The following is a 22,135-nucleotide window of genomic DNA, read 5'->3' on the forward strand; positions in this document are numbered from 1 at the left end:
AGCAACGCCCTCAAGAACGACGGCACCACCGAACTCGACATCCGCGCCACCACCTCCCACGGCGACATCACCGCCCACAGCCTGTAGATCCGCAGCCTCCAACGAGCACAGCCAGGACTGTCCGGCCGGGCCGACCGCGACCGCGATCCTCTCGGTCACCGCCGAGGACCCGGCCGCCCGTCCCCAGGGGCCCGCGCTCCACGCGCGGCGCCCGGAGAAGTCGAACAAGACGCTTCACGCGACCAGGGGGGACCCATGAGGAAGAACAGCACCTTCTCGACCAATGCACAGTGGACCGGCATGGTGCCGGTCGACGACACGGCCCTGGCCGTCACCGACAGCGGCGGCCCCGGGATCCCCGTGATCTACCTCAACGGCCAATTCGCCACCCAGGGCTACTGGCGGCGGGTCATCGCCGAACTGGGAACACAGTGGCGGCACATCACCTACGACGAGCGGGCCCGCGGCAGGAAGTCCAAGTGTTCGGCGGACTACTCCTTCGAGGCCGCCGTCCGCGATGTCGACGCCGTTCTCGCGGCCAGGGCCGTGGACCGGGCGCTGCTGGTGGGCTGGTCCTACGGAGCGGTCGTCGCGGCGCACTGGGCCGACCGTAATCCGGCCCGTACCTTGGGCGCGGTCCTGGTCGACGGCGCGTTTCCGCACGACTGGCTCGACGAGGCCATGGAGCAGCGAATCCGCAAGCTGTTTCGGCGGATGGGCTGGTTCACGCCGCTGCTCCGCCCGACTGGCCTGACCCCGCGGATGACCGCCGAAGAACAGGCGAACAGCAACATCGAGCTCGGCAGGCTCTCCCGTGAGCACGAGCTGGGCCCCGTGCTGGACAACATCACCGTCCCGGTGCGGTACGTGGTCGCTTCGGGCACGTCCCTCGGAAGCCGCGGTGATGAGCAGGAACGGATCCGCGCCGGCCTCGACGCGGTGACCGCCCGCAACGCGAACATCCGCGTCAGCGCGAAGGTCCCCGGCAACCACGGTGCGATCCTGAGAAAGGACTACCAGGCCATCGCCGGGGCCGTACGCGAGGTCGCCGCCCTCGACCGCGGGGGGAGCTGAAGACAGACCAGCGGACTGACGGGATCGCCGACCTGGTGCGGTGGGCGAACATACGCTGGCGGATCGAACACGACTATCCCGAACTCAAGCACGGCCTGGGCCTGGACCCCACGTGCCCCGCCGGACAGTGGGCATCTTCGCGGGCAGGTTGGTCATCCGGTAGCCGGTCGGCTCGTCGGCTTCTTCGGGCTGTTCGACAGGCAGGGGGCAGCGAGCGGGGCGCCTGACGGTATCGGGGCAGAGCCGGCGGCCCCAGTCCGCCGCTGCCTGCCGCCAGGTGACCTCCTCGAACACGGCGGCCTCGGCGATGAGGCCGGGGTCGCTACCACTTCAACATCAAGGCCAAGGCCCTCGGCCAGGCCAGGGCCTGCGCCCCCTCCGAGCGCGAGTATTTCGAACAGGCCAGTTCAGGGCGGACTGCGCGGCTCGCCTGCGACCCCGGACGCCGGTCCCCGTCGCCCCCGAGAGTCCGGTGCCGTCACGGGGACGAGGAGGGGGCGGTTGTGTCGGCGTCGAGGGCTGCGGCGCGGAGGGCGGCTGCCACGCGGGTGACGGACTGTGTGTGTGGGTGGGGGAGACGGGCCAGGAGCAGTCGGCGCTGTTCCTGGGGTCCGCCGCGGACGGGGAGGATGCGTACGCCCGGTGGTGCGGCCGGGGCGAGGGCGGCGGGCACGGTGGTCAGTCCGAAGCCGGCCGCGACGAGGTGCAGCTTGGCCAGCCAGTCACGTGCGGTGTGGGCGATCTCGGGCCGCTCGTCCAGGCCCGGCCATACGCCCATCAACCGGTCCTCGCCGGAGGAGGAGCCTGCGATCCAGCGCTGCCCGCGCAGGTCGGCCACGTCGATGAAGTCGCCGCGGGCCAGCGGGTGGGTGGAGGGGACTGCGAGGCACAGTGCTCGTTCGGTGAGGGTTTGCAGGGCGAGCGGGGGCGTCTCGGCGTCCGGCGGCCGGAACGGCGGCGCCGACGCGAGCAGCGCCAGATCCAGGCTGCCGGCCCGCAGTGCACGCACCAGCGCAGGGGTGCTGCCCTCGCGGCCGACGACGTGCAGGCCGGGGTCCGTCCGGCGGAGCGCGGTCAAGGCTCGGGGCAGCAGGACGGCTCCGGCGCTGGGGAACCACCCCAGGCGGACCGTCCCGGCCTGCCCGGGCAGGCCGGACAGCTCACGCGCGGTCGCTTCGATCTCGTCGAGCACGATCGTCGCGCGGCGCATGACGACGCGGCCGGCGGCGGTGAGCCGTACTCCCTCGCGCCGCCGCTCCAGCAGTTCGGTACCCGCCGCCCTTTCGATCGCGGCGATCTGCCGGGACACCGCCGACTGGGTGTAGCCCAGCGAGGCGGCGGCCGCGGTGAAGGTTCCCTGCTCGGCTACGGCGCGGAAGACGCGCAGCGCGGTCAGCGACACATCCGTGAAGTCCATGACGTTCACGCATACCAGCTGTGCCCAACTCTCGTTGGACTCATGGAAGTGACGTTCCTAGCGTGGCCTGCATGAATGCTTCGCGCATTGCCCTCGTAACGGGAGCCAACCAGGGACTCGGCCGCGCCCTCGTCGAAGGACTGGCGACCCGCATGCACCCGGAAGACCTCGTCCTGCTCACCGGCCGCGACCACCAGCGGGTGGCGGACGCCGCCCGCGAGGTCAGCCGGCTGCCCGGCACGCGTGCCCGCGTTCAGGGCCGGATCCTGGACGTGACCGACACCGATGCCATCGCCCGCCTCGCCGAGGAATTGCAGGCCCGGTTCGGCGGGGTGGACGTCGTCGTCTCCAATGCGGTCGCCCGCGTGCTGCCCGATGAGTCGCAGGCCGAACGGGCGGATGAGTTCATCGACGTCTCCAACACCGCCACCCATGCCATCCTGCGCTCCTTCGCCCCGGTCCTGCGCCCGGGCGGCCGGCTGCTCGTCGTGGCCAGCAGTCTGGGCACCCTCGGTCACCTCGACGCCCGGCTGCAGCACCTGTTCGACGGCGCGAGCCTGGACCAGGTTGAGTATGCCGTCGAGTCGTGGCGCCGCGCCCTCCACGACGGGACCGCGCAGGAGGCCGGCTGGCCCGTCTGGCTGAACGTGCCCTCGAAGGTGGCACAGGTCGCCGCCGTCCGAGCGGTCGCCGCCGAACGCCGGGACCACGATCTCGCCACCGGCACTGTGATCGCCTCCGTGTGCCCCGGCATGGTCGACACCGCCACCTCGCGCCCGTGGTTCAGCGACTACCGCCAGGCCCAGACCCCGGCCCAGGCCGCCGTAGCCGTGCTCGACCTGATCTTCGCCGAGCGGGTCGACCCCGCCTGGTACGGCGAACTGGTCCGCTTCGGCGAGGCCCTGTCCTGGTACGGCGGCACACCCCCGGTGGAACAGGACCGGATGCTTACCCCCTGACAAGCCGTTGCACACGCCTCACAGCACACCGCCAGGAGTTCACTCACACGAACCTGCAACGTCACACCGGCGGCAGCGGCAGAGTCCCTGCCCACCTGATCAAGACCGTCGTGCAGGGTGCGGCGACCTCCGTGCTCCTGACCACCTCGCCCCTCCTCGAAGGCCGCGGCGGCCGCTACTTCGTCGACTGCGACGAGACCGAGGTCGTCGACCGCCGCTCCGGCACACTGCACGGCGTCGTCCGGTACGCCGTCGACCCGGACAACGCCCGACGCCCGGCCACGTCCGCCGACGGCACGGCCACCAGGTGCTCCAGCACCCGTCGGTCCAGCAGCTTCGGACCGTCGTTGACCACGGGCTCTCCGCAGTTCCGCCCATACGCTCTGAAACTGCGATGCGCGGCGAAGCCGAACCGGACCGGTGGGAACCGGCGTTGATGCCACGTCCGTCCCGTCGGCTTGGCCTAGACCAAGGTTGACATGTACGCTCACGGAATCTTGCACTGCGGCACACCCCAGCACGGCTCCCCACGGTCGCGCACGAGGAAGGTCCCCCGCATGACGCCCTCCCGCACGCAAGTTCCCCGGCTCCGCACCCTGTCGAGCCTGCTCGCCCTGTTCGCCGTACTCCTCGGTGTCCAGGCCGGACCCGCCCACAGCGCCCACGCCGCCGCGTCCTTCAACGTGATCGCCTTCTACGACGGTACCTACGACGCGGCGCACATCAGCTTCGATCAGGAGGCCAACGCCTGGTTCCCGCAAGCAGGTGCACAGAACGGTTTCTCCTATACCGCGACCACCGACTGGAGCCGGCTCAACACGGCGAACCTGGCGAACTACCAGGTCGTCATGTTCTTCGACGACTACCCGCACACCGCGGCGCAGCAGTCCGCCTTCCAGACTTACGTGGCGGGCGGCGGCGGCTTCATCGGCTTCCACGTCTCGGCGTACAACGACAACACGAGCGACTGGCCCTGGTACCACAACACCTTCCTCGGCACTGGCACGTTCCGGAGCAACTCGTGGGGGCCGACCTCCGAGACCCTGCAGATCGACGATCCCGGCCACCCGGCGACCGCGGGTCTGCCTGCCACCATCACATCCTCGGTCAGCGAGTGGTACAGCTGGCAGAACGACCTTCGGCAGAACCCGGACATCGACATCCTGGCGTCGCTGGCCCCGTCCACCTTTCCGGTCGGGACCGACCCCAACCAGACGTGGTACAGCGGCTACTACCCGATCGTGTGGTCCAATCGCCACTACCGGATGGTCTACAACAACTTCGGCCACAACGCGATGGACTACTCCACCAACACCACCCTTTCGTCGACGTTCGCGAGCGCCCAGCAGAACCAGCTGCTCTTGCAGGAGATCAAGTGGGCAGCGGGGCAGTCCGGGCCGGTGACCCCACCGCCCGCGAACGCCACCGGCCCCATCCACGGGTACGGCGGCAAGTGCGTGGACGTCGCGGGCGGTGGCACCGCCAACGGCACTGCGATACAGCTCTACGACTGCAACGGCACCAACGCGCAGAACTGGACCGTGGGCAGCGCCGGTACGCTCCGCGCGCTTGGCAAGTGTATGGACGTGACCTCGGCCAGCACCGCCAACGGCACCAAGGCGCAGCTGTACGACTGCAACGGGACGGGCTCGCAGGTCTGGCATCCCGGCGCGAACGGCTCCCTGGTCAATCCGCAGTCCGGCAAGTGCCTCGACGCGACCGGGCCCAGTTCGGCCAACGGCACCCGCCTGCAGATCTGGTCGTGCACCGGAGCGGCCAACCAGAGCTGGACCCTGCCCTCCTGAACACGGAGGCCCGGCGCCCCGTGGTCGGCGAAGGCATGAGACGCCTCTCGCCCGGGCCGGTGGCTCCGCGGCCACCCCTCGCCACCGACCGTCTCCAAATGGATCCTGAGCCGCTCTGAAGCACTGTCCGAGACCGACCAACTCCGGCTCAGGACCGTTCTGTTGCAATGCCCGGAGCTCGATTCCCTGACCAGGCGCGTTCGCTTCTTCGCCGAGATGATGACCCAGCGCCAAGGCCAGAGGCTTCCGCAGCGGATAGAAGCCGTTCGCAGCGACGACCTGCCCGCCCTCGCCGCAGGTATTGCACGCGACCGCGACGCCGTTATCGCCGATCTCACCCTGCCCTGAAGCGGGCACCTCGAACCGGCCGGTCAGGTGCACGAAGGGTGCCGTCCGGCGGATGTCGTCCAGAGCCGCCCCGTCGTGCCACGCGCGGGCGGCTCTGGCGGGCTGAGCCAGTTCGTCCGTCATGCCGTCGACGAGGGTCATGCCCTGGAAGGGCTCTGTGCCCCGGATCGACCACCGCCGCTCGTGCCGCCGTGCGCTGATTTCCAGCGGCTCGCGGTGCAACAGGGTGCTTGCGACGGTCGTGTGGAGCAGCGGGGCGGAATCCGAGGGCGTCACGGGGACGGCGCCGAGGCGGCCCTCTGCCTGGAGGATTGCGGCGAGGCTGCCGCAGGCCGCGACGTCGGGGTACAGGACGGCGGGATCAGCAGTCGTGGGCACGGCTCCCGATTCTGCCCGAGCCGCCGATTCCCGGGCAGGCGCCGGGTCGGTGCGTACAGGGATCCGAGGTCCATGGGTCGCGTGACCGGGCGCCTTGACCCGGGCCGCCGTCGGACGCTTTGATCATGCGCGTGCCGGGCCGTCGCCCCGGTACGGCAGAGGTGCGCCCAGCCGGTAGCGGACACGGTCCAAGTCCGGCCCGAGTCGCCAGGAGCGCGGCAGCGTCCGAGGCGGGGTCGTACTCGCGATGGATGGAGCGGACATGTCCGTCATGCGTGTGGCCCGTGTCGGAGCGGCCGCCGCTGTGGTGGCCCTGCTGGCGGTCGCCGGCTGCGGCACCAAGGCCGCCACGGAGGACCCTTCGGACGCGACCCCAGGGCAGAGCCGGTCGCAGGCGTCCGCCTCGCAGAAGCCGACTTCCACCACGGTCAGGCTCCCACCTCCGCACGCTGGCTTCGACTACCAGATCGGGGGCGCCTACCCTCCGCCGCGCGGAGTCCGCGTCGTCAGCCGCGACCGTACGGCGTCCCCCGCGCCGGGCCTCTACAACATCTGTTACGTCAACGCCTTCCAGGCCCAGCCCGGCGACGAGAAGACATGGCCCGCCGATCTGCTGCTGCGGGACAACAGCGGCGAGGTGGTCATCGACCAGGATTGGAACGAGGCGCTGCTCGACATCGGTACGGCGGCCAAGCGCGCCCGGGTGGCGACGCGGATCAACCAGTGGATCGACGGCTGCGCCGCCAAGGGCTTCGACGCGGTCGAGCCGGACAACTACGACAGCTACACCCGCTCCGACAACCTGCTGAGCGCGCAGGACGCCACCGCCTTCATCACCCTCCTGTCGGCCCACGCGCACGCCCGCCATCTGGCCATCGGCCAGAAGAACACCCTCGATCTGGCCGGGCAGCGCAAGCGGACCGGCCTCGACTTCGCGGTGACGGAGGAGTGCGGGCAGTACGACGAGTGCGAGGCGTACGCGAAGGCCTTCGACAACCACGTCGTCGATGTTGAGTACACGGACAGCGGCCTGCGCAAAGCCCTCGCGGGCTACGGCGACCGGTTGAGCATCGTTCGCCGGGACCGGGACGTGTCCACGCCGGACACCCCGGGCTATGTGCGCAGGACCAACTGACGTTCGCCGGGAACGACGCTGCCCATGGCGACCTGGTCGACGACCCGATCAGCGCTGCGGACGCGGAGTCGATCGTTGAGCGGATGGACATGCTGCTCGAAGGAGTTTCATCGCGCCGGCGAAAACCGCCGCCCAGGCCGCTGCCCGGCAGGCCCGGAATAGCACGAGCTCCACGGCGAGCGCCGACGGCGCTGGCGTGAGCAGCGCCTGGTCTGGATCGCGTCGGCGATACTTCATGGCTGTGACGAGCGAGAACACCCCGGCGGTCAGACCCCGCAGCCTCCGGCCAGACGTCAGATCCAGTCCTGGCAGGAGGCCGAGCACAACGCCGCGGCCTGGATGCGCCACTGGGGGCACGAGGACGCCCGTGCCCAACCCGGCGGTAGCGACGGCGGGGTCGACGTACGCTCGCGGCAGGCGCTGGGGCAGGTCAAGTACCAGGGGGCCGCGGTGGGGCGGCCCACTCAGGAAGCCCAGTTCCGTGCGGTAATGACGGACTGACGTCAGCCCAGCGTGCCCACTACATCGCCGCGCTCGACGTGGAGACAAACAGGCTGCCTACACGACGACGTACAAGGAAGATGCGGCCCGGCAACAGACGCGTCCGACTGGGACGGCGGGTCCTGCGGATGGGCCAGACGCTGAACCCGACAGACACGACCAGATCGCGCATGTCCACCTCGCGCCGCTGCGGGATGCGCAGCGGGAGCTAGTGCTCTGACCGCATACGTTCACCGGTTCGGCCCGGTCTCTGGTGAGGCATGCGGGAACTGCGTCGTGTGCGATCGCGGACGAGGCTACAAGCAGGCTCAGCCGTGGAGGAAGGAGCTGACTTCGGGGAATGGTGCGGCGGTCTCGGGTGTGAAACGCCTGGTCTTGCCTCGGAAGGAGCGGACCTCCAGCCAATCGCCGCTCGCGTCGCGACTGCCGCGTGCTCCCGACTGCGACAGCCCAGAGGTGCCCGTGTCAGCCCGAATCGGCGGACACGGGTACCTGCCGAACCCGCGATGAGTTATGGGGAGCCGGTGCGTAAGAGTTTCCCGTAATCCCACGAGGCTGAGGGTCATGCTGTGTCAGGGAAGGCGACCGAGATATATCCCGCCAGAGGCTGCCGGCCCGGAGCGTATCACGGTGAGACGATCTCGCCGTGGCTGGTGTGATCACGGCGTCGGAACCCTCCTGGATAGCCCCGTTCACCGGGCTGAGCCCGCGACAGTTCACGAAGCTTGTGACCGCGTTGCGGTGGGGGGCGCCGACCCCGTGCGCAAACCCGTGACCACACGTTCGCCGAGCAGTCGAAGAAGTACAGGTACTCCACCAACCACCAGGTCGAGGTGACGGCGTTCATCACACCATGCTCGGCTTCGCCCGCCTCCACCGCCTCACCCTCAACGGCTGAACCGCGAACAGGCAGATCAGCAAGCACAACCATGATCAATTACGGGACAGCGCCTAGATCGCGGGCAGGGGTGATCAGTTGTAGTAGAGCCACACGTCGGCGTAGACACTGGCTCCCCCGCTCGGACGGGCGAGCACCATCCCTGTGAAATTTCCTCGGAAATACTTCCAGGGGCTGCACGTCTTGTGCTTCGGGCCGTAGTAGTTCGGGCTTTTCCATTTGATCCCCGAACTGGCGTGCAGGTACAGGTTGTAGCCGTCCTTGAGGTGTGATCCCCATGCGTTGTAGCAGATCTGAGCGGAGTGGTTCGCCCACATGATCGGCGTCTGCTTGTTGCCGCCTCCGGCGTAGGAGTGGATCCGAAACGGACCGGAGGCCGAACCAAATGCGGTCGGCTGAGCGGTCTGCGCTTGGGCGAGTGGCGAGACACCTGTACCTGTGATGCTGGCTCCGAGTACCAGTGTCGCTCCTGCAACTGCAATCGTGGCACGCCTGCGTGCGTTCACGGTTTGTCCTTTCTGCCAACTGGGCTACATGCTTCTTCTTGCGCGTACGGAACGGAAGGTCAGGGGGCGCCGAACGCCCCGACTTCGGTGGCGTGCGCCTTGCCGACCGACGTGAGGACGAACCGCAGCGGCTGGCCGTCCCGGTAGCCGCCCACGTTCTGGACGTAGTTCATCGTCCAGTCGCAGGGCTGAGCACCGCTGTCTCCGATCCACTTGTGTGTCTCGACGTTGTAGATCCGCAGCCGTGCCTTGCTGTGGTCGCCTCCGTTCCAGCAACGGAAGGCGCCGATGACCCGTGCCGAGTGGGCGTCGAACGACCTTGACACCCACTTCTTGCCGTGCTGGTTGAGGTAGGAAGCGGTGATCTTCGTAGGGCCCCAGAGATGGTGCCAGCCGGCTGCCTGACTGCCGTGTATCGCCCGCTGAGCCGGCGCCACCTGGACGGAGCTGGCCTCGGCCGCTGCGGTGGTTCCTGCGCCGATCGCCAGCGTGACGGCGGCTGCGGCAATGACCTTGCGCGCGCTTGTCATGGGGATGCCTCCCGTTCTTCGGCCATGGAGCGCTCAGAGCGGCATCGGATGGACCAACCCGCTCTGTGCGTGCAACCGAGGGTGGGGCGGAAGCACTCTCCGGATCCAGCGTCCGGAGCCCAGTGGAGGAATCCTGGGACGTCCCGCGCTCTGACCTGCGAGAAGGGAGCGTTCGATGTCGGTGTTGCGGGACACCCCAGACTGGATCTGTCGGCCCGGCGTGACCTCCCCAGCCTCAGCTACCGGCCTGGCGGCGGCGAGAAGGTCTGCGTCGTACTGTGCGGGGCCACAACCGAGCCCACCGGCCCGGTTCATACTGCCCACCCCGGCACCCGGAACCGGAGCCGATGAACGGGTAGAGGGCCGATGCTGTCAGCCCTCGCACCGCCGGTGGACCGAGCGGACGAAGCTTCCTCCTGAGCTCTGGCGTGGTAGTGCCTTGCGCTGTGACAGGACCGCAGGGCCAGGCGGCCCCGTACATCGCGCCCTGGGCACGGGTCGCCCATCCTCTCGCCTCAGGAATCCCGGAAGCGGAGACGCCGTCACAGATCACCCTCAACACGCCCAGGAGCCAGCTCCTCCCACCTGGTGTTTTCGTCTTCAATCCGCTGCCGCGGAGTAGCGGCCTCCGTCGGCGCACCCATGCAGCTCGAACACCCGGGAGCCGGCCGCCGATGAACCCGTCGGAACTCGAGTTTTAGGGATTGATGTTGGACCAGAACAGCGCGGTCAGTCCGCGCCGGTTTTCGTCGGTGAGCTTCTTCTCCCAGGCCGCTTCGGCGAGGGCCTGCCGTAGCAGCACGGTGTTGACGTGCACGAGCACGGACTGGAGCAGGCGCAGAGCGGGCATCGCCCGCTCGGCGCGTTCCTTGTTCGAGCCGGTTAGGTTCTGTTCGGCGGGTCATGTCCCCAATGTCCGCCGGATCTGTCCAGAGTGGGTCAGGCCGCCGAGAACTGAGCGACGTACTCGTCGAATGGCGCGATGCCGACTTCTGCACGCCGCTCGTCCATGTGCTCGGGGTCCTCACACGGCCACGGGATAGGTGAACTGTCCTTCACTCCGGCGATCTGCGTGCCGTAGATCTGCTTCCGCCCTTCGTTCACGAGCGTGCGATCGCGCAGGAAGGCCAGCTCGCGCGGGCTGGCTGAGCCTTGGGTCACTGCTTGCTCCATCAGTCGAAGTGCGCGCCGCTGCACATCGAGCTGCCGGTCTGCGTGCTGCGCGATCAACCACGCGGCCCGCACCGCGTCCTCGCCGACCAGTTCAGCCGTGGGCCAACCGTGCTCATCCATGATCTCGTTGAGACGGTCTGCGTGATGTGCGGTCAAGCGACGCCACGCCAGCTGCTCCGTCGGGTCCTCACTGTTCGCCAGGTGTGCGACCTGGTGATCTGCCGCAGCCATGTCCACGAGCTCTGCCGCCACCGCGGCCACATCGGGTGCCATCCCTACTCCAAGAGTCAGATCGACAGGTTGCGTTGGCTCTCCGCAACCTTAAGAGGGCATATCGCGACAAAGATCATTCCGGAGTACGGTGACAAGCACCTCCAGGTGTTGCGATACTGGATCTACCCGCAGAGCCACAGTCGGATAGAGGCGACGCTGACCGTCGCGTGGAAGACGTAGACTGCTTCGCGCGCTGCTCGTACTGACGAACGTCGAGGCCACTACAGGCAATTGATCTATACCGCAGGCGGCCCGCGTCCAGCACAAGCACCCGGAACAGCGTCACTGAGCCGGGATCGGCTGGGTGAGGTTCACCGGGTTGCCGTCGGGGTCCTGGATGTGGGCGACGCGCTGTCCCCACGGCATGTCGTTGGGGCCGCTGCGAACCGAGCCGCCCAGAGCCTCCACCCGGCCGAGCGTCTCAGCGACGTCGTCGACACCGATGCCGAGCAGGATCCGCGGTGCCGCCCCGGTCCCCAGGTCTGTCTTGGCCACCAGCCCGAGGTCGGTGTCGCCGATGCGCAAGCCGAGGTAGAAGGCCGGGCCTTCCTCCGGTACCCGGAAGATCTCCTTGGCGCCGAACAACTTCGTATAGAAGTCGAGTAGGACGTCTTGGTCGGCAGTAATGATCACTGGCTGGATGGTGGACATCGCACTCCTGTCGAGAACGGTCGTGTCGCTGGTTAGACCGTTCGAGCACGGTGAACTCATCGGCAAAACCACCCTGCCAGACGATCTACACTCCAGACTGCCGCCCGCGACCGGGAGTTGAGCAGTCGGTCCGGTGTGGGGACATCGCCGTGGATTGTGTCGGATGAGCTGTGGGATCGCTTGGAGCTGCTGCTGCCGCAGCGTGAGCGCAGGTTCCGGTATCCGGGGCGCAAGCCGCCGGGCTGAACGCCTGCTCGGGTCCGTTTGTGCTCGTTGGGGCTGGTCAGGGGCGGGCGGGGTCTTCGTGGCGGGTTTGTTCGTGGTCGGTGGCGGCCCAGGAGGCGAGCAGGCGCAGGGCATCGTGGTCGAGTGTGCCGGGTTCGGCGCTGTAGGCGGTCAGGGTGAGGCCGGGCTGTGCGGGCAGTTCCATGGCGTCGAAGTCGAGAGTGATCTCGCCGATGGCCGGGTGGTGGAAGGCTTTGCGGCCGGTGTGGTGCAGGCGCACGTTGTGCTTGGCCCAGGCGGCGCGGAACTCGTCGCTGCTGGTGACGAGCTCGCCGATCAGACCGGTCAGCTCGGAGTCTCCTGGAGCGCGGCCGGCTTCGGTGCGCAGTAGGGAGACGGTGGTGTTGACGGAGGCGCTCCAGTCGGGGAAGAAGTCGCGGCCGGTGGGGTCGAGGAACTGGAAACGGGCGATGTTGACCGGTCGGGTTGAGCTGGTGAACAGGGGGGCGTAGAGGGCACGTCCGAGCGGGTTGATGGCGAGGATGTCGAGGCGCCCGTTGCGGATGAAGGCCGGGGAGTCGGTCATGGAGTCCAGGACGCGTGTGAGGCTGGCCGGGACGGGGGCCTTGGTCTTGCGGGCGGCGCGGCGCGGCGGACGGTGGCGCTGGGCGGCGGCCAGGTCGTGGAGGTGGGCGCGTTCGGCCTCGTCGAGTTGCAGGGCCCGGCTGAGGGCGTCGAGGACTTCTTCGGAGGCGCCGGCGAGCCGGCCGCGTTCCAGGCGGACGTAGTAGTCGATGCTGACGCCGGCGAGCAGGGCGACTTCTTCGCGGCGCAGCCCGGGGACCCGTCGGTTGCCGCCGCCGAAGGCGGGCAGGCCGGCCTGCTGCGGGGTGATCTTTGCGCGTCGGGTGGCGAGGAATTCGCGGATCTCGTGGGCGGTGTCCATATTCGCCAGGCTAAGCGCGGTGGACCAGAGCTGGGGGGTTCTGTCAGTACCTGTAACAGCAGTGCCTTCCGCAGGGCTGTGAGCTGCGGTTTCCTCGATGGTGGCAGCGGATGTGGTCCGAGCCCGCCGCTGTGGGAACCCGCCTGCGGATGCCGCCCCCCCCGGTAGGGCCGACGGTTAAAAGTGCCGCATCCACATGTTCGAACCATCGTAGGGAGTCACCTTATGGCGAAGCAGTCCGCGCCCCAGGAGCTGGCCGATATTGCGCCGAAGCTGGTCGAAATCACCAACGAGGTGCTGTTCGCGGACGTCTGGGAGCGGCCCGGACTGTCGCCGCGGGACCGCAGCCTGGTCACGGTCAGCGTGCTGGCCGCCCTCTACCGCAGCGAGCAGCTGCCCTACCACCTGGGTGTGGCCCTGGACAACGGGCTGAGTGTGGAGGAGCTGTCCGAGGCCATCACCCACCTGGCCTTCTACGCCGGGTGGCCCAACGCCATGACCGCGATCACGCAGCTGAAGAAGATCGCCGACGAGCGGACCGCCTGACCAGGCACTCCCTGTGTCGACCCGCCCCACCACCCCGTTAGAGATCAAGGAAGGCCGTCGTGGAACACATCACCTCCACCCCCACCGTCAAGGCTCCCGCCGAGCGCTTCACCGGGGACGTCTACCTCAACCAGATCGAGGCGCCCACCGATCCGGCCCGTCTGGCCGCCGCTCTGGTGCGCTTCACTCCTGGTGCCCGCACCAACTGGCACTCCCACGCCAAGGGCCAGACCCTCTGCATCACCGACGGCGTCGGCCTGGTCGGTATCCGCGACGGCAGTGTCGTGCGGGCCACAGCGGGTGAGACGGTGAAGTGCCCGGCCGGTGAGGAGCACTGGCACGGCGCCACCGACACCACCCTCATGGCCCACGTGGCCATGCTCGTCGGCGACGACAACGGTGACGGCACGACCTGGCTGGAGCCGGTCACCGACGAGCAGTACGCCAAGGCCCTGGCCGCCGTCGCCCGCTGACCGCCCCCTGTACCTGCCGGCCGCCCCGACGACGGGGCACCGGTCCCCTCATAACCAGAAAGGCCCGTCCATCATGCGTGGAGCCGTCCTTTACGCTCCCGGGGATGTGCGCTTCGAGGAGCGCACCGACCCCTCGATCCAGAACCCGACCGATGCGGTCATCCGCACCGTCGCCACCTGTGTGTGCGGCTCGGACCTGTGGGACTACCGCGGCATCAATCCGGTCGGACAGCCCACACCCTTCGGGCACGAGTACGTCGGGATCGTCGAGGAAGTCGGCGCGGACGTGAAGGCCGTCCAGCCGGGGCAGTTCGTCATCGGCTCGTTCTTCGCCTCCGACAACACCTGCCCGAACTGCAAGAACGGCTACCAGACCAACTGCCTGCGCCGCGAGTTCGTCGGCGCGGAGGGCTGCCAGGCCGAGAAGATCCGCATCCCGCTGGCCGACGGCACGCTGGCCGCCACCCCCGAGGTGCCCGACGAGAAGTACATCCCCAGCCTGCTGGCCTGCTCCGACGTGATGGGCACCGGCTGGTACGCGGCGAAGGCCGCCGAGGTGCAACCGGGCGACACGGTCGCCGTCGTCGGTGACGGCGCGGTCGGCCTGTGCGCGGTGATCGCCGCCAAGGAACTGGGCGCCGAGCGAATCATCGCCATGTCCCGGCACGAGTCCCGGCAGAAGCTGGCCCGCGAGTTCGGCGCCACCGACATCGTCGCCGAGCGCGGCGAGGAGGGCGTGGCCCGCATCAAGGAGCTGACCGGCGGGATCGGCGCCGACCGCGTGCTGGAGTGCGTGGGCAACGAGCAGTCGATGCAGCAGGCACTGAACTCCACCCGTCCCGGCGGCAACGTCGGCTTCGTCGGCGTCCCCCACGGCGTCTCCCTCGACGGCGAGCAGCTGTTCTACTCCCACGTTGGAGTGCGTGGCGGCCCGGCCCCCGTACGCGAGTACCTTCCCCACCTGATCGACCTGGTCCTCGCCGACCGCATCGATCCGGGCAAGGTCTTCGACCTGAAGCTGCCCCTGTCCGAGGCGGCCGAAGGCTACAAGGCCATGGACGAGCGCCGCGCCATCAAGGCCCTGCTGCGTCCCTGAGACCTTGCGTGTGGTGCCGGCCGGCGGTCGGCACCACACAGCCCACGTCGCCGCGTCGACCATGATCGCTGAACAGGACTCTTGGCTGATGAACCCCACCTACGACTTCACCGGGCAGGTCGCCCTGGTCACCGGCGCCGCCTCCGGCATGGGCCTGGCCACCGCCCGCGCCTTCGCGCTGGCTGGCGCGGCCGTCGTCCTCGCCGACCTCGACCACAAGGCCGCCGAGCGTGCCGCTCGGAACCTCACCGACGCCGGCCACCAGGCCCTCGGTATCGGCTGCGACGTGGCCGACGAGGACCAGGCCGCCGCCATGGTCGCGCGCACGGTGGAAACTTTCGGGCGCCTGGACATGGCCTTCAACAACGCCGGTATCCAGGCCCCGCCCACCGACGCCGCCGACGAGAGGGCCGAGGACTTCGACCGCGTCAACGCGGTCAACCTGCGCGGCATCTGGACCTGCCAGAAGCACGAACTGCGGCAGATGCGGACCCAGGGCTCCGGCGCGATCGTCAACTGCTCCTCCCTCGGCGGCCTGGTCGGCCTGCCCCAACGCGCCGCCTACCACGCCTCCAAACACGGCGTGATCGGCCTTACCCGCAGCGCCGCCGTCGAGTACGCGCCCAAGGGCATTCGCATCAACGCCGTGTGCCCCGGCACCATCGACACCCCGATGGTCGCCGGCATGCTCGAAGGGCAGGCTGAGGCCATGGCCGAGATCATGAAACAGCAGCCGATCGGCCGCCTGGGCACCGCCGACGAGATCGCCGCCGCGGTTCTGTGGCTGTGCAGTCCGGCCGCCGCCTTCGTCATCGGTGTCGCCCTGCCCGTGGACGGCGGCTTCACCGCCCACTGAGCCGAGGGCAGGCCCTTCGATGGATGACGAGCAACCGGCCATGGTCTCGCTGGGGCTGCTGCGCCGGCGCACGGTCGTGGTCTCCTGCGCGGCCGGGTTCGCATTCATGGCCCGGCTTCTACGGCATGGTGTTCCTCTTTTCCCCCGGACTACGCGTCGCTGTCCGCCGGCAAGGCCGCGCTGCGCGCGTACGGGGAGGCACTTCATGCGCAGCTGGCGGGCGCCTACGGTTGTGCCATCGGGTTGCGCTGGAGGTCGCGCCTACTGTTGCGCGACCCGGTGAACCTTCTCCGTGTCTTGCAGCTCACCACGCGGTTTCCGCGTGGTCGGCCCGCTGACATCCCCGTTGCGGCCGCTTTCGCCAATGTCCCTTGGCTGGAGTGAAGGAAAAGGGAGGGGCGGGATGGGCGGCGCGGACGCGGCCGGGGATCAGGGCGCGCGCTCAGCCGATCGCGCGTCGGCCGGGGCCGCCGCGCCCGTGCCGCCGTCAGCGCGTCGGCGGCGCCAGGTGGAGGACGTCGGCGGGGGAGAGGTCGGGGCGGGCGCGGTGCAGGCGTGCGGGGTGGCGCCACCGGCCGGAGGTGTCGCGGGCGACGTCGATGCCGACTTCCACGACCAGCTCGAGTTCCGCCAGCGTGAGGTTCGGCGTCTCGCGGCTGCCCCACCCGGCGGAGAACGACCAGCCCGTCCATGGATGACCGTGCCGGGTCGGGGCGAGTAGTCCGGCGACCGTTCTGCTCGCCGCCTGGGCGAGAGTGGTGGTGCGGCCGACGTACCGAAGGCGGCCGCGGTCGTCGAACCTGCCCAGCAGCAGGGTGCGGGGAGCGGCGAGTGTGCCGGTGATCGCGCCGACGATCGCCTCAGTCGTCTCGCGCACCTTGTACTTCCGCCTTCTCTGCACCAAGTCAAGCCGAAGCACCGCGTAGGGTGCCGACATGATCGTCCGGTGTGTTCAAATCATCAGTCCTACGAGCGGAGAGGTGGTGAATGATCACCCAGGAATCCGGGTGGGCGTGGAGTATCCGGTCCTGGAGGTCATCACGACCTCGACCCGGGTGCTGCTACGGATTCCTGAGCGGTCCGACGTCTTGGTGGAGCGAGACTCTCCTGGGCTATGGGATGCCGCCATGTTCATCGTGGTCAGCGGCCGGATGCCGGACTGTTGGGTTGCAGGACTGGAGAACGGCCAGGTGACGCTGGCGCCGAAGGAATGGCAGCGTCCAGGCTTCTGGGAGGACTATTTCGACGGCGAACCCTCTGCTGGAGCCGAGCACGAGCGTTTGCGAGCGGAGGTCATTTCCCAGGGCTGATCTCAGGCAGGGAGCGCCGTTGACGTGTATGAGGCCTTCATTGGTCATGGGGGCCGGGGAGGGGTGGCTGGGATGGCGAGGGCGACGGGCGACCGTTGCGTGAGGGGAGCTGCGTCGGCTTGTTTGGTGCGTACGAAGGTCAGGGTCATGTCGATGCCTTCGATCTCGCCGAGCCACTGCTCTTGCTCAGCTCGCTTGCGACGGAGGACGAGGTCCTTCTCAATCTCCGCGAGTCGCGACAGCATCTTCGGGTTGACCTGCAGCATCGGGCATCTGATGCAGGCTTCTCTGAACTAGCGATCGCTACTCGGGGCCTGGGTAAACCGCTGGCAGCTGGGTCTTCCCCGCGCAAGGATGCAGCCATGCGTTATGCCAACACCGACCCTGAGCTGATGGACCTGGGTAGTGGCGTTGGAGTTCGCCAGCCCATCGACCTGAGCTCGCGACCTGCGGATTCTCGCCCATCTGATGCAATTCCCGAGGGTCCTTGTAGCCCATCGTCGTGTCAAGACTCTTATGCCCGCAGATCACTTGAGCGATGTGCGGTGGCAGACCGTTCATGATTGCGTCGGTCACGAAGATCCTGCGGTACGGACGACGAGCACTCACACACCTGAAACGACTGCCAACCCCGACAGTCACAAAAACAGCCCAGAACATCAGCTACCTAGATCAGATGCCCTCTAAGCCGACGCGGGCCATGCACCACCGGCAGGTGCCGCGCTCCCGGACAGGGCCGCGGCGGTCCGCGCATCCCGGACACGTCATCACCGGCTGCCCAAAACCGAAGCCGCGCTGAACTGCTGTTTCAGTTTCTGACGGAGCGCGAGGAGAAGAACAGCGTCGCCATCGCGTCGAACGAAAGTTTCAGCGGGTGGACGAAGACGTTCACCGATCCGCGGCTCTGCGCCGCCATCGTCGACCGGCTGACCTTCGACGGCGCCATCATCCAGACCGGCAACGAGTCCTTCCGCCTCGCCCACACCAAAGCCCAGGCCGAACGGGCGGACGCGAGCTGACGCAACGTTCAGAACACGTTGATCGCAGTTGGTGCCCGCTCCGCGCGAGTCAGGGCACGCAGCAGTGCCGCTTGGCCATGGCGCCGGATGGCAAGCGAGGTCAGCAGCGCGACCACGGGATCGAGGGCCGCGCCGGGAAGCTCCGGCATGCTGAGGCCCACGCTGACCGCCAGGTCATCCATATGTACAGCGAGCTCGACCAGTCGGGTCACGAGGAAATCGTCCAGGATCAGCGCCCACCCTGTTTGTGGCATGAACACCACCCAGTCGCCATGCACCTCCTCGAGGCGGGACCGCTGCTGGTCGAGCGCGGCATGGACCCGCTCGACCAACCGCCGCACGCCTTCGGACGAGATGCCGTCGCCCTTCGCTCGAATCCCAGAGCTGACTTCGCCGTCGAGCGGCGCATCAATCCACACGGCTCGCGCATAGTGTTCCAGCACTGAGATGGGTTCCTGCCCAGAGGCGGGTCCCTCCAGCGCCGGATCCACGCTGAAGATCTGATACGCGAGGTGGCCGGCCAGACCGCCGACAGTCCACTGCGCCAACGCGCTGGGTTTCTCCCACGCAGCGGCCACTTCCGGTGAGTTCAGCAACGCTGCGGCCTGCGCGGCGGTCTCCAAGTAGGCGTTCTTCAGACTCACAAGCCCCCCATGATGCGTCCGGAAGCCCATCCTTACGCAGTACCGCCGAGGGGGAAGCGAGATGCCACACGACCTCCACGCAGCGCACTCGCTTCGAGAGGGCATAACCGATCAAATGCCCCGCATGGCTTCACGCGGATGGGCCGGGCGACATCCAAAGTCGCTGACATTGATCAAACCGGCGTCTCCCTGGGTGACTCCCGAAGTCACCAACAAACGACTCCCGAAGAAACGGGCACAGCCAAAAAACCCAAGCGATGTACGGAACTCAGGGCAGGTACTGCTCACAGTAACCATCCCCATTGATTGCAGCTAGCAGCGCTGACCCGGTGGCAGGTCCCACGATTCCGTCACGGGTCAAGATCCACAGGTTCCAGTAGTGCTCGTCCCACCAGATCTGGAAAGCCTCCACGCCCTTCTCGGTGTCGTTCCCTACGCAAGCGAGGCATCCGTCACCGCATCGCCCGCAAGGGCATCGAGTCCTCCATTCGGCTGGGCCGGCATCGCTGGACGGTCGAGCGCACGATGTCATGGCTGGCCGGCTGCCGCCGCCTGCACCGCCGCTACGAACGCAAGGCCGAACACTTCCTGGCCTTCACCGCCATCGCCTGCAGCCTCATCTGCTACCGCAGACTCATGGCGTAAGGCTGTTCTTCACCGTCGCGGCGTTCCGAACCCGCCGACGCGCACATCCGGCACGCACGATGAGCAACGCGGTGGTCACGCCCACTGCCAGCAAGCACAAGGCCGGAACGCTGACTGGTATTCGGCGCGGCCTCCGGGAGCAAGGAGGCGCACCCCTGAACCCTGCGCACACCCATTCCATTTTGGGCGGGTGGATTGTCACAAGCATGACCACAGCCACCACTACAACCACCAGGGAGGCAGCGAGTATCAGCCAGTCCGTTCGAGTGAACGTCGGCCACTCCTCCCTCTCACGGACCTCATTCTGCCCGCCCACAGACCCCACGCCCCTCCTCTTGCACCAGCTAGCGGACCGCTCATGCCAGCCCATCCCTGGCCGAAGTCGCCACAGCAGTACATCACGTGCAACGACCCGCACCCATAGGTCTCACCTCTGCTGCCCATCCAAATGAGACGACTTCTAAGGAGGACACCCCAATCCCCGTTACGCGATGCAAGCACTTCCCAGCATGCCCGCCTTCCCGGCACGGCCGGGAGGGCAGGCGATCACACAGCAAGAGGCGCGCCCTCTACGCCTTGGACAGCCCGAGGTGCGCCTCCCTCATTCTGCCCGCAAGGGGCGAGAACGGAGATCCGTCATGCCCGCAAACGCCGGCTTACGGCAGCATCCGCGCACCCTCGTCATCGCCGCGGCCGCCGTGCCGCTTGCCCTCGCCGCCCTCGCCGACGACCTACGCGTACGCCGCCAGCTGGAAGCCGCGCGACGGTGCCCGGGGTCCGGGCTGCCCGGCCGTCCCGAAATGCTCGCCTGCAGCGACCGGCTGGTGCGCACCGGCCGCCGCGACGCCGTGCATGTACTCCTGCTGGACGCCGATGGCTTCAAAGCGGTCAACGACACCTACGGGCACGCCGCCGGCGACGCCGTCATCCGCACCATGGGCCTGCGTCTGGCCCGCTGGAGCTGCGGGCACCAGGCGCCCGCAGTCAGGCTGGGCGGTGACAAGTTCGCTTGTGGGCTCTGGATAAGCTCCCCAAGTCCCGATCCCGAGCCCGTGCGGGCCGAGGTCACCGATGTTCCACGCGGCCGGTGCACAACCGATCGCATGGAACCCGTCACCTCCGCCAGCACCAAGGCGGCCGGCAGCATTGCACGCGCCCTCATCAACCGGCAGCCCGGACGACCGGGCCCAGGCCTACCGCAGATTTATGGATGCCGTCACCGCCAACATGCTTCCCTCGCACGGGATACGTCAGCTGCACGGAGGCGGCGTTGACAGCAAGGACGATCTGGTTAGGGCCTGTCCGGCGGATCATGCCGGGCGGCCCACCGGCGCTGGATCGCTGTAGCGACCCGCCGGACAAGGAGCCGGGTGAAGCAGGTTGGGTCCGCCGATAAATACCTCGACATCGGTCCCGGTGATCGGGGACGCTTCGCGTGATGACAAGAATCGACGACACGCCGCCTACGTGGGACGAGCGCGCCCAGCTCACCACGTTTCTCGACTACACACGTGACACCGCCCGCGCCAAGTGCGAGGGCGTCTCTGCGGAGAACGCACGCAAGGCGCTCTTGCCGGGCTCACCGCTGATGACCATGAGCGGAGTGATCAACCACCTCCGCTGGGTCGAGTACTACTGGTTCCAAGTGATCTTCCTCGGCGAGGATGACCGGGGCCCCTGGACCGAGGAGGACCCCGACCGCGAGATGCGTATCGCCGTCGACTTCCCGCTCACGCAGTTGCTCGACGAATACGCCGAACAGAGTGCCCGCTACCGCGAACTGGTCGCCGGGAACGGCCTGGGCAAGCAGGCCCAGCGAGCCGTCCGCGACGGACTCCACGTCGACCTGCGCTGGATCCTCCTCCACCTCACCGAGGAGACGGCCCGCCACAACGGCCACCTGGACATCCTGCGCGAGATGCTCGACGGCACGACCGGCGACTAGATCCGGCGGAGATCACGGGCGGAGCCAGAGTCGGATCGAGGCGACGGTGACGGTGCCGTGGAAGATGTAGCCGCGCTTGTCGCACCTCGTGGCCACGGCCCGGGAGTTCTTCAACGCGTTGATCGTCCGCTCGACTTCGTTCCTTCGCTTGTAGATCGTCTTGTCGAAGCCTGCGGGTCGGCCGCCCCTGCTGCCCCTTCGTCGGCGGTTGGCCCGCTGAGAGTCTTTCTTCTTCTGCCGTACATCCAGCTGCGTGAGCTTCTCCTCCGCGGCGTCGCGGCTCACCGAGAGACCTTCGACTTCCCCAACCCCCTCGCTGACGATCACCGCGCAGGCCGAGCGGGCCATGTCGTACTGACCGAGCAAGGGTGAGGCGGATCCGCGCCCGGCGCAGGGGGCGCGGTACGAGCGGCTCAAGCCGGTGGAACCCCGTCACCCGGCGGTGCCGGCCGAGGGGTTCGGGGCGCTGCGGCTGCCGTTCCTCGGGATGCCGGAGGTGCCGCAGAAGCAGTAGCGCCGGAGAAGTGACGAAGGACCTGAGCCTCCCTCCGAGTCCAGGTCCTTGTCCTTGGTGTGGGGCGAACCGCTCACACGGTCCGCCCACGCCCGCGACCGTTACGCGGCGGCGTGGCCCCCGGTCTTGCGGCGCCGCACCGCGAAGACCACGCCACCGCCGGCGACGACGGTGACACCGCCGACGAGCGCGATGGTCGGCAGCGCGGAGGAGGAACCGGTGGAGGCGAGGGTGCCGGTCACCTTGTGGGTGTTGCTCTGGTTCGGCT

22 protein-coding genes and 9 pseudogenes are annotated in these 22,135 nt (G+C 68.1%); 19 read left to right on the forward strand and 12 right to left on the reverse strand.

What is annotated here, in order from left to right; translation table 11 throughout:
• Both ACZ7L1_RS37785 and ACZ7L1_RS37790 read left to right on the forward strand, forming a co-directional pair.
• Window positions 1-87, forward strand: a pseudogene (locus ACZ7L1_RS37785) (DUF4097 family beta strand repeat-containing protein); the annotation flags it as partial.
• Window positions 88-255: 168 nt separating this feature from the next.
• Complete coding sequence (locus tag ACZ7L1_RS37790) at window positions 256-1,074, forward strand: alpha/beta fold hydrolase (protein ID WP_471444056.1); 819 nt, start codon at window positions 256-258, stop codon at window positions 1,072-1,074.
• Window positions 1,075-1,552: 478 nt separating this feature from the next.
• On the opposite strand, the gene ACZ7L1_RS37795 is transcribed toward ACZ7L1_RS37790, so the two are convergent.
• A complete protein-coding gene (locus tag ACZ7L1_RS37795; protein WP_471444058.1) occupies window positions 1,553-2,491 on the reverse strand; it encodes a LysR family transcriptional regulator in 939 nt (312 codons plus the stop codon).
• A gap of 71 nt (window positions 2,492-2,562) precedes the next feature.
• Between ACZ7L1_RS37795 and ACZ7L1_RS37800 the strand changes: the two genes are divergently transcribed.
• The 6 genes and pseudogenes from ACZ7L1_RS37800 to ACZ7L1_RS37825 form a co-directional block, all read left to right on the forward strand.
• A complete protein-coding gene (locus tag ACZ7L1_RS37800) occupies window positions 2,563-3,450 on the forward strand; it encodes an SDR family NAD(P)-dependent oxidoreductase (protein ID WP_471444060.1) in 888 nt (295 codons plus the stop codon).
• A gap of 44 nt (window positions 3,451-3,494) precedes the next feature.
• Window positions 3,495-3,725 (forward strand): annotated as a pseudogene (locus ACZ7L1_RS37805) (SDR family NAD(P)-dependent oxidoreductase); the annotation flags it as partial.
• 282 nt (window positions 3,726-4,007) lie between these two features.
• The gene (locus tag ACZ7L1_RS37810) at window positions 4,008-5,255 is read left to right on the forward strand and encodes a ThuA domain-containing protein (RefSeq protein WP_471444062.1); all 1,248 of its coding nucleotides are present in this window, start codon (window positions 4,008-4,010) and stop codon (window positions 5,253-5,255) included.
• A gap of 162 nt (window positions 5,256-5,417) precedes the next feature.
• Window positions 5,418-5,603 carry a hypothetical protein gene (locus tag ACZ7L1_RS37815; RefSeq protein WP_471444063.1) on the forward strand — a complete coding sequence of 62 codons (186 nt, stop codon included), beginning with the start codon at window positions 5,418-5,420 and terminating at the stop codon, window positions 5,601-5,603.
• Window positions 5,604-6,243: 640 nt separating this feature from the next.
• Window positions 6,244-7,116, forward strand: coding sequence for an endo alpha-1,4 polygalactosaminidase (locus ACZ7L1_RS37820; RefSeq protein WP_471444065.1), 873 nt, complete (start codon window positions 6,244-6,246; stop codon window positions 7,114-7,116).
• Window positions 7,117-8,263: 1,147 nt separating this feature from the next.
• Window positions 8,264-8,359, forward strand: a pseudogene (locus tag ACZ7L1_RS37825) (IS5/IS1182 family transposase); the annotation flags it as partial.
• A gap of 230 nt (window positions 8,360-8,589) precedes the next feature.
• On the opposite strand, the gene ACZ7L1_RS37830 reads toward ACZ7L1_RS37825, so the two are convergent.
• The 5 genes and pseudogenes from ACZ7L1_RS37830 to ACZ7L1_RS37850 all read right to left on the reverse strand — a co-directional run bounded on the left by ACZ7L1_RS37830 (window position 8,590) and on the right by ACZ7L1_RS37850 (window position 11,648).
• Entirely contained in the window at window positions 8,590-9,021 is a 432-nt protein-coding gene (locus ACZ7L1_RS37830) for a hypothetical protein (protein WP_471444067.1), read from the reverse strand.
• Between the two features lie 59 nt (window positions 9,022-9,080).
• Window positions 9,081-9,551: a hypothetical protein gene (locus tag ACZ7L1_RS37835; protein ID WP_471444068.1), complete on the reverse strand. Its 471-nt coding sequence runs from the start codon at window positions 9,549-9,551 to the stop codon at window positions 9,081-9,083.
• A 697-nt stretch (window positions 9,552-10,248) separates the two neighbouring features.
• Window positions 10,249-10,428 (reverse strand): annotated as a pseudogene (locus ACZ7L1_RS37840) (Tn3 family transposase); the annotation flags it as partial.
• A 62-nt stretch (window positions 10,429-10,490) separates the two neighbouring features.
• Window positions 10,491-10,997 carry a DUF6624 domain-containing protein gene (locus tag ACZ7L1_RS37845; RefSeq protein ID WP_471444070.1) on the reverse strand — a complete coding sequence of 169 codons (507 nt, stop codon included), beginning with the start codon at window positions 10,995-10,997 and terminating at the stop codon, window positions 10,491-10,493.
• Window positions 10,998-11,279: 282 nt separating this feature from the next.
• The gene (locus tag ACZ7L1_RS37850) at window positions 11,280-11,648 is read right to left on the reverse strand and encodes a VOC family protein (RefSeq protein WP_471444072.1); all 369 of its coding nucleotides are present in this window, start codon (window positions 11,646-11,648) and stop codon (window positions 11,280-11,282) included.
• Window positions 11,649-11,783: 135 nt separating this feature from the next.
• On the opposite strand from ACZ7L1_RS37850, the pseudogene ACZ7L1_RS37855 reads away from it, so the two are divergent.
• Window positions 11,784-11,882: pseudogene (locus ACZ7L1_RS37855) on the forward strand (IS5/IS1182 family transposase); the annotation flags it as partial.
• Window positions 11,883-11,931: 49 nt separating this feature from the next.
• On the opposite strand, the gene ACZ7L1_RS37860 reads toward ACZ7L1_RS37855, so the two are convergent.
• Complete coding sequence (locus ACZ7L1_RS37860; protein WP_471444074.1) at window positions 11,932-12,819, reverse strand: helix-turn-helix transcriptional regulator; 888 nt, start codon at window positions 12,817-12,819, stop codon at window positions 11,932-11,934.
• A 225-nt stretch (window positions 12,820-13,044) separates the two neighbouring features.
• On the opposite strand from ACZ7L1_RS37860, the gene ACZ7L1_RS37865 reads away from it, so the two are divergent.
• From ACZ7L1_RS37865 to ACZ7L1_RS37880, 4 genes are all read left to right on the forward strand, one after another.
• Window positions 13,045-13,365 (forward strand): carboxymuconolactone decarboxylase family protein, encoded by a 321-nt coding sequence (locus ACZ7L1_RS37865; protein WP_471444076.1) that lies wholly within the window; start codon window positions 13,045-13,047, stop codon window positions 13,363-13,365.
• 59 nt (window positions 13,366-13,424) lie between these two features.
• Entirely contained in the window at window positions 13,425-13,838 is a 414-nt protein-coding gene (locus ACZ7L1_RS37870) for a (R)-mandelonitrile lyase (RefSeq protein WP_471444079.1), read from the forward strand.
• A gap of 73 nt (window positions 13,839-13,911) precedes the next feature.
• Complete coding sequence (locus ACZ7L1_RS37875) at window positions 13,912-14,934, forward strand: zinc-dependent alcohol dehydrogenase family protein (RefSeq protein ID WP_471444081.1); 1,023 nt, start codon at window positions 13,912-13,914, stop codon at window positions 14,932-14,934.
• An 88-nt stretch (window positions 14,935-15,022) separates the two neighbouring features.
• Window positions 15,023-15,790 carry a glucose 1-dehydrogenase gene (locus ACZ7L1_RS37880; protein ID WP_471444082.1) on the forward strand — a complete coding sequence of 256 codons (768 nt, stop codon included), beginning with the start codon at window positions 15,023-15,025 and terminating at the stop codon, window positions 15,788-15,790.
• A 487-nt stretch (window positions 15,791-16,277) separates the two neighbouring features.
• On the opposite strand, the gene ACZ7L1_RS37885 is transcribed toward ACZ7L1_RS37880, so the two are convergent.
• Window positions 16,278-16,667, reverse strand: coding sequence for a hypothetical protein (locus tag ACZ7L1_RS37885; RefSeq protein ID WP_471444084.1), 390 nt, complete (start codon window positions 16,665-16,667; stop codon window positions 16,278-16,280).
• Between the two features lie 136 nt (window positions 16,668-16,803).
• On the opposite strand from ACZ7L1_RS37885, the gene ACZ7L1_RS37890 reads away from it, so the two are divergent.
• Complete coding sequence (locus ACZ7L1_RS37890) at window positions 16,804-17,100, forward strand: hypothetical protein (protein WP_471444086.1); 297 nt, start codon at window positions 16,804-16,806, stop codon at window positions 17,098-17,100.
• 44 nt (window positions 17,101-17,144) lie between these two features.
• Here ACZ7L1_RS37890 and ACZ7L1_RS37895 read toward each other — a convergent pair whose 3' ends face one another.
• Window positions 17,145-17,366 (reverse strand): recombinase, encoded by a 222-nt coding sequence (locus ACZ7L1_RS37895; RefSeq protein ID WP_471444088.1) that lies wholly within the window; start codon window positions 17,364-17,366, stop codon window positions 17,145-17,147.
• A 516-nt stretch (window positions 17,367-17,882) separates the two neighbouring features.
• On the opposite strand from ACZ7L1_RS37895, the pseudogene ACZ7L1_RS37900 reads away from it, so the two are divergent.
• A pseudogene (locus tag ACZ7L1_RS37900) lies at window positions 17,883-18,119 on the forward strand (ATP-binding protein); the annotation flags it as partial.
• A gap of 8 nt (window positions 18,120-18,127) precedes the next feature.
• Here ACZ7L1_RS37900 and ACZ7L1_RS37905 read toward each other — a convergent pair.
• Complete coding sequence (locus ACZ7L1_RS37905) at window positions 18,128-18,763, reverse strand: maleylpyruvate isomerase N-terminal domain-containing protein (protein ID WP_471444090.1); 636 nt, start codon at window positions 18,761-18,763, stop codon at window positions 18,128-18,130.
• A gap of 426 nt (window positions 18,764-19,189) precedes the next feature.
• Here ACZ7L1_RS37905 and ACZ7L1_RS37910 point away from each other — a divergent pair.
• From ACZ7L1_RS37910 to ACZ7L1_RS37920, 3 genes and pseudogenes are all read left to right on the forward strand, one after another.
• Window positions 19,190-19,408 (forward strand): annotated as a pseudogene (locus ACZ7L1_RS37910) (transposase); the annotation flags it as partial.
• 638 nt (window positions 19,409-20,046) lie between these two features.
• Window positions 20,047-20,682, forward strand: a complete 636-nt coding sequence (locus ACZ7L1_RS37915; protein WP_471444092.1) for a diguanylate cyclase domain-containing protein — start codon at window positions 20,047-20,049, stop codon at window positions 20,680-20,682.
• 164 nt (window positions 20,683-20,846) lie between these two features.
• On the forward strand, window positions 20,847-21,353 hold the full coding sequence (locus ACZ7L1_RS37920; protein WP_471444094.1) for a DinB family protein: 507 nt from the start codon (window positions 20,847-20,849) through the stop codon (window positions 21,351-21,353).
• A gap of 12 nt (window positions 21,354-21,365) precedes the next feature.
• Here ACZ7L1_RS37920 and ACZ7L1_RS37925 read toward each other — a convergent pair.
• Window positions 21,366-21,575 (reverse strand): annotated as a pseudogene (locus ACZ7L1_RS37925) (IS5/IS1182 family transposase); the annotation flags it as partial.
• 88 nt (window positions 21,576-21,663) lie between these two features.
• Here ACZ7L1_RS37925 and ACZ7L1_RS37930 point away from each other — a divergent pair.
• Window positions 21,664-21,867, forward strand: a pseudogene (locus tag ACZ7L1_RS37930) (cholesterol oxidase); the annotation flags it as partial.
• Window positions 21,868-21,968: 101 nt separating this feature from the next.
• Here ACZ7L1_RS37930 and ACZ7L1_RS37935 read toward each other — a convergent pair.
• Window positions 21,969-22,109, reverse strand: a complete 141-nt coding sequence (locus ACZ7L1_RS37935) for an LAETG motif-containing sortase-dependent surface protein (protein WP_471444095.1) — start codon at window positions 22,107-22,109, stop codon at window positions 21,969-21,971.
• Between the last annotated feature and the right edge of the window lie 26 nt (window positions 22,110-22,135).

Source organism: Streptomyces sp. NPDC107546, assembly GCF_055639175.1.

What these genes read in the sequence shown, in the direction of transcription:
- ACZ7L1_RS37795 (WP_471444058.1), bottom strand. Translation starts at nt 2,491, where the DNA reads ATGGACTTCACGGATGTGTCGCTGACCGCGCTGCGCGTCTTCCGCGCC.
- ACZ7L1_RS37865 (WP_471444076.1), top strand. Translation starts at nt 13,045, where the DNA reads ATGGCGAAGCAGTCCGCGCCCCAGGAGCTGGCCGATATTGCGCCGAAG.
- ACZ7L1_RS37835 (WP_471444068.1), bottom strand. Translation starts at nt 9,551, where the DNA reads ATGACAAGCGCGCGCAAGGTCATTGCCGCAGCCGCCGTCACGCTGGCG.
- ACZ7L1_RS37850 (WP_471444072.1), bottom strand. Translation starts at nt 11,648, where the DNA reads ATGTCCACCATCCAGCCAGTGATCATTACTGCCGACCAAGACGTCCTA.
- ACZ7L1_RS37920 (WP_471444094.1), top strand. Translation starts at nt 20,847, where the DNA reads ATGACAAGAATCGACGACACGCCGCCTACGTGGGACGAGCGCGCCCAG.
- ACZ7L1_RS37915 (WP_471444092.1), top strand. Translation starts at nt 20,047, where the DNA reads ATGCCCGCAAACGCCGGCTTACGGCAGCATCCGCGCACCCTCGTCATC.
- ACZ7L1_RS37895 (WP_471444088.1), bottom strand. Translation starts at nt 17,366, where the DNA reads ATGCTGCAGGTCAACCCGAAGATGCTGTCGCGACTCGCGGAGATTGAG.
- ACZ7L1_RS37860 (WP_471444074.1), bottom strand. Translation starts at nt 12,819, where the DNA reads ATGGACACCGCCCACGAGATCCGCGAATTCCTCGCCACCCGACGCGCA.
- ACZ7L1_RS37810 (WP_471444062.1), top strand. Translation starts at nt 4,008, where the DNA reads ATGACGCCCTCCCGCACGCAAGTTCCCCGGCTCCGCACCCTGTCGAGC.
- ACZ7L1_RS37880 (WP_471444082.1), top strand. Translation starts at nt 15,023, where the DNA reads ATGAACCCCACCTACGACTTCACCGGGCAGGTCGCCCTGGTCACCGGC.
- ACZ7L1_RS37790 (WP_471444056.1), top strand. Translation starts at nt 256, where the DNA reads ATGAGGAAGAACAGCACCTTCTCGACCAATGCACAGTGGACCGGCATG.
- ACZ7L1_RS37800 (WP_471444060.1), top strand. Translation starts at nt 2,563, where the DNA reads ATGAATGCTTCGCGCATTGCCCTCGTAACGGGAGCCAACCAGGGACTC.
- ACZ7L1_RS37875 (WP_471444081.1), top strand. Translation starts at nt 13,912, where the DNA reads ATGCGTGGAGCCGTCCTTTACGCTCCCGGGGATGTGCGCTTCGAGGAG.
- ACZ7L1_RS37820 (WP_471444065.1), top strand. Translation starts at nt 6,244, where the DNA reads ATGTCCGTCATGCGTGTGGCCCGTGTCGGAGCGGCCGCCGCTGTGGTG.
- ACZ7L1_RS37845 (WP_471444070.1), bottom strand. Translation starts at nt 10,997, where the DNA reads ATGGCACCCGATGTGGCCGCGGTGGCGGCAGAGCTCGTGGACATGGCT.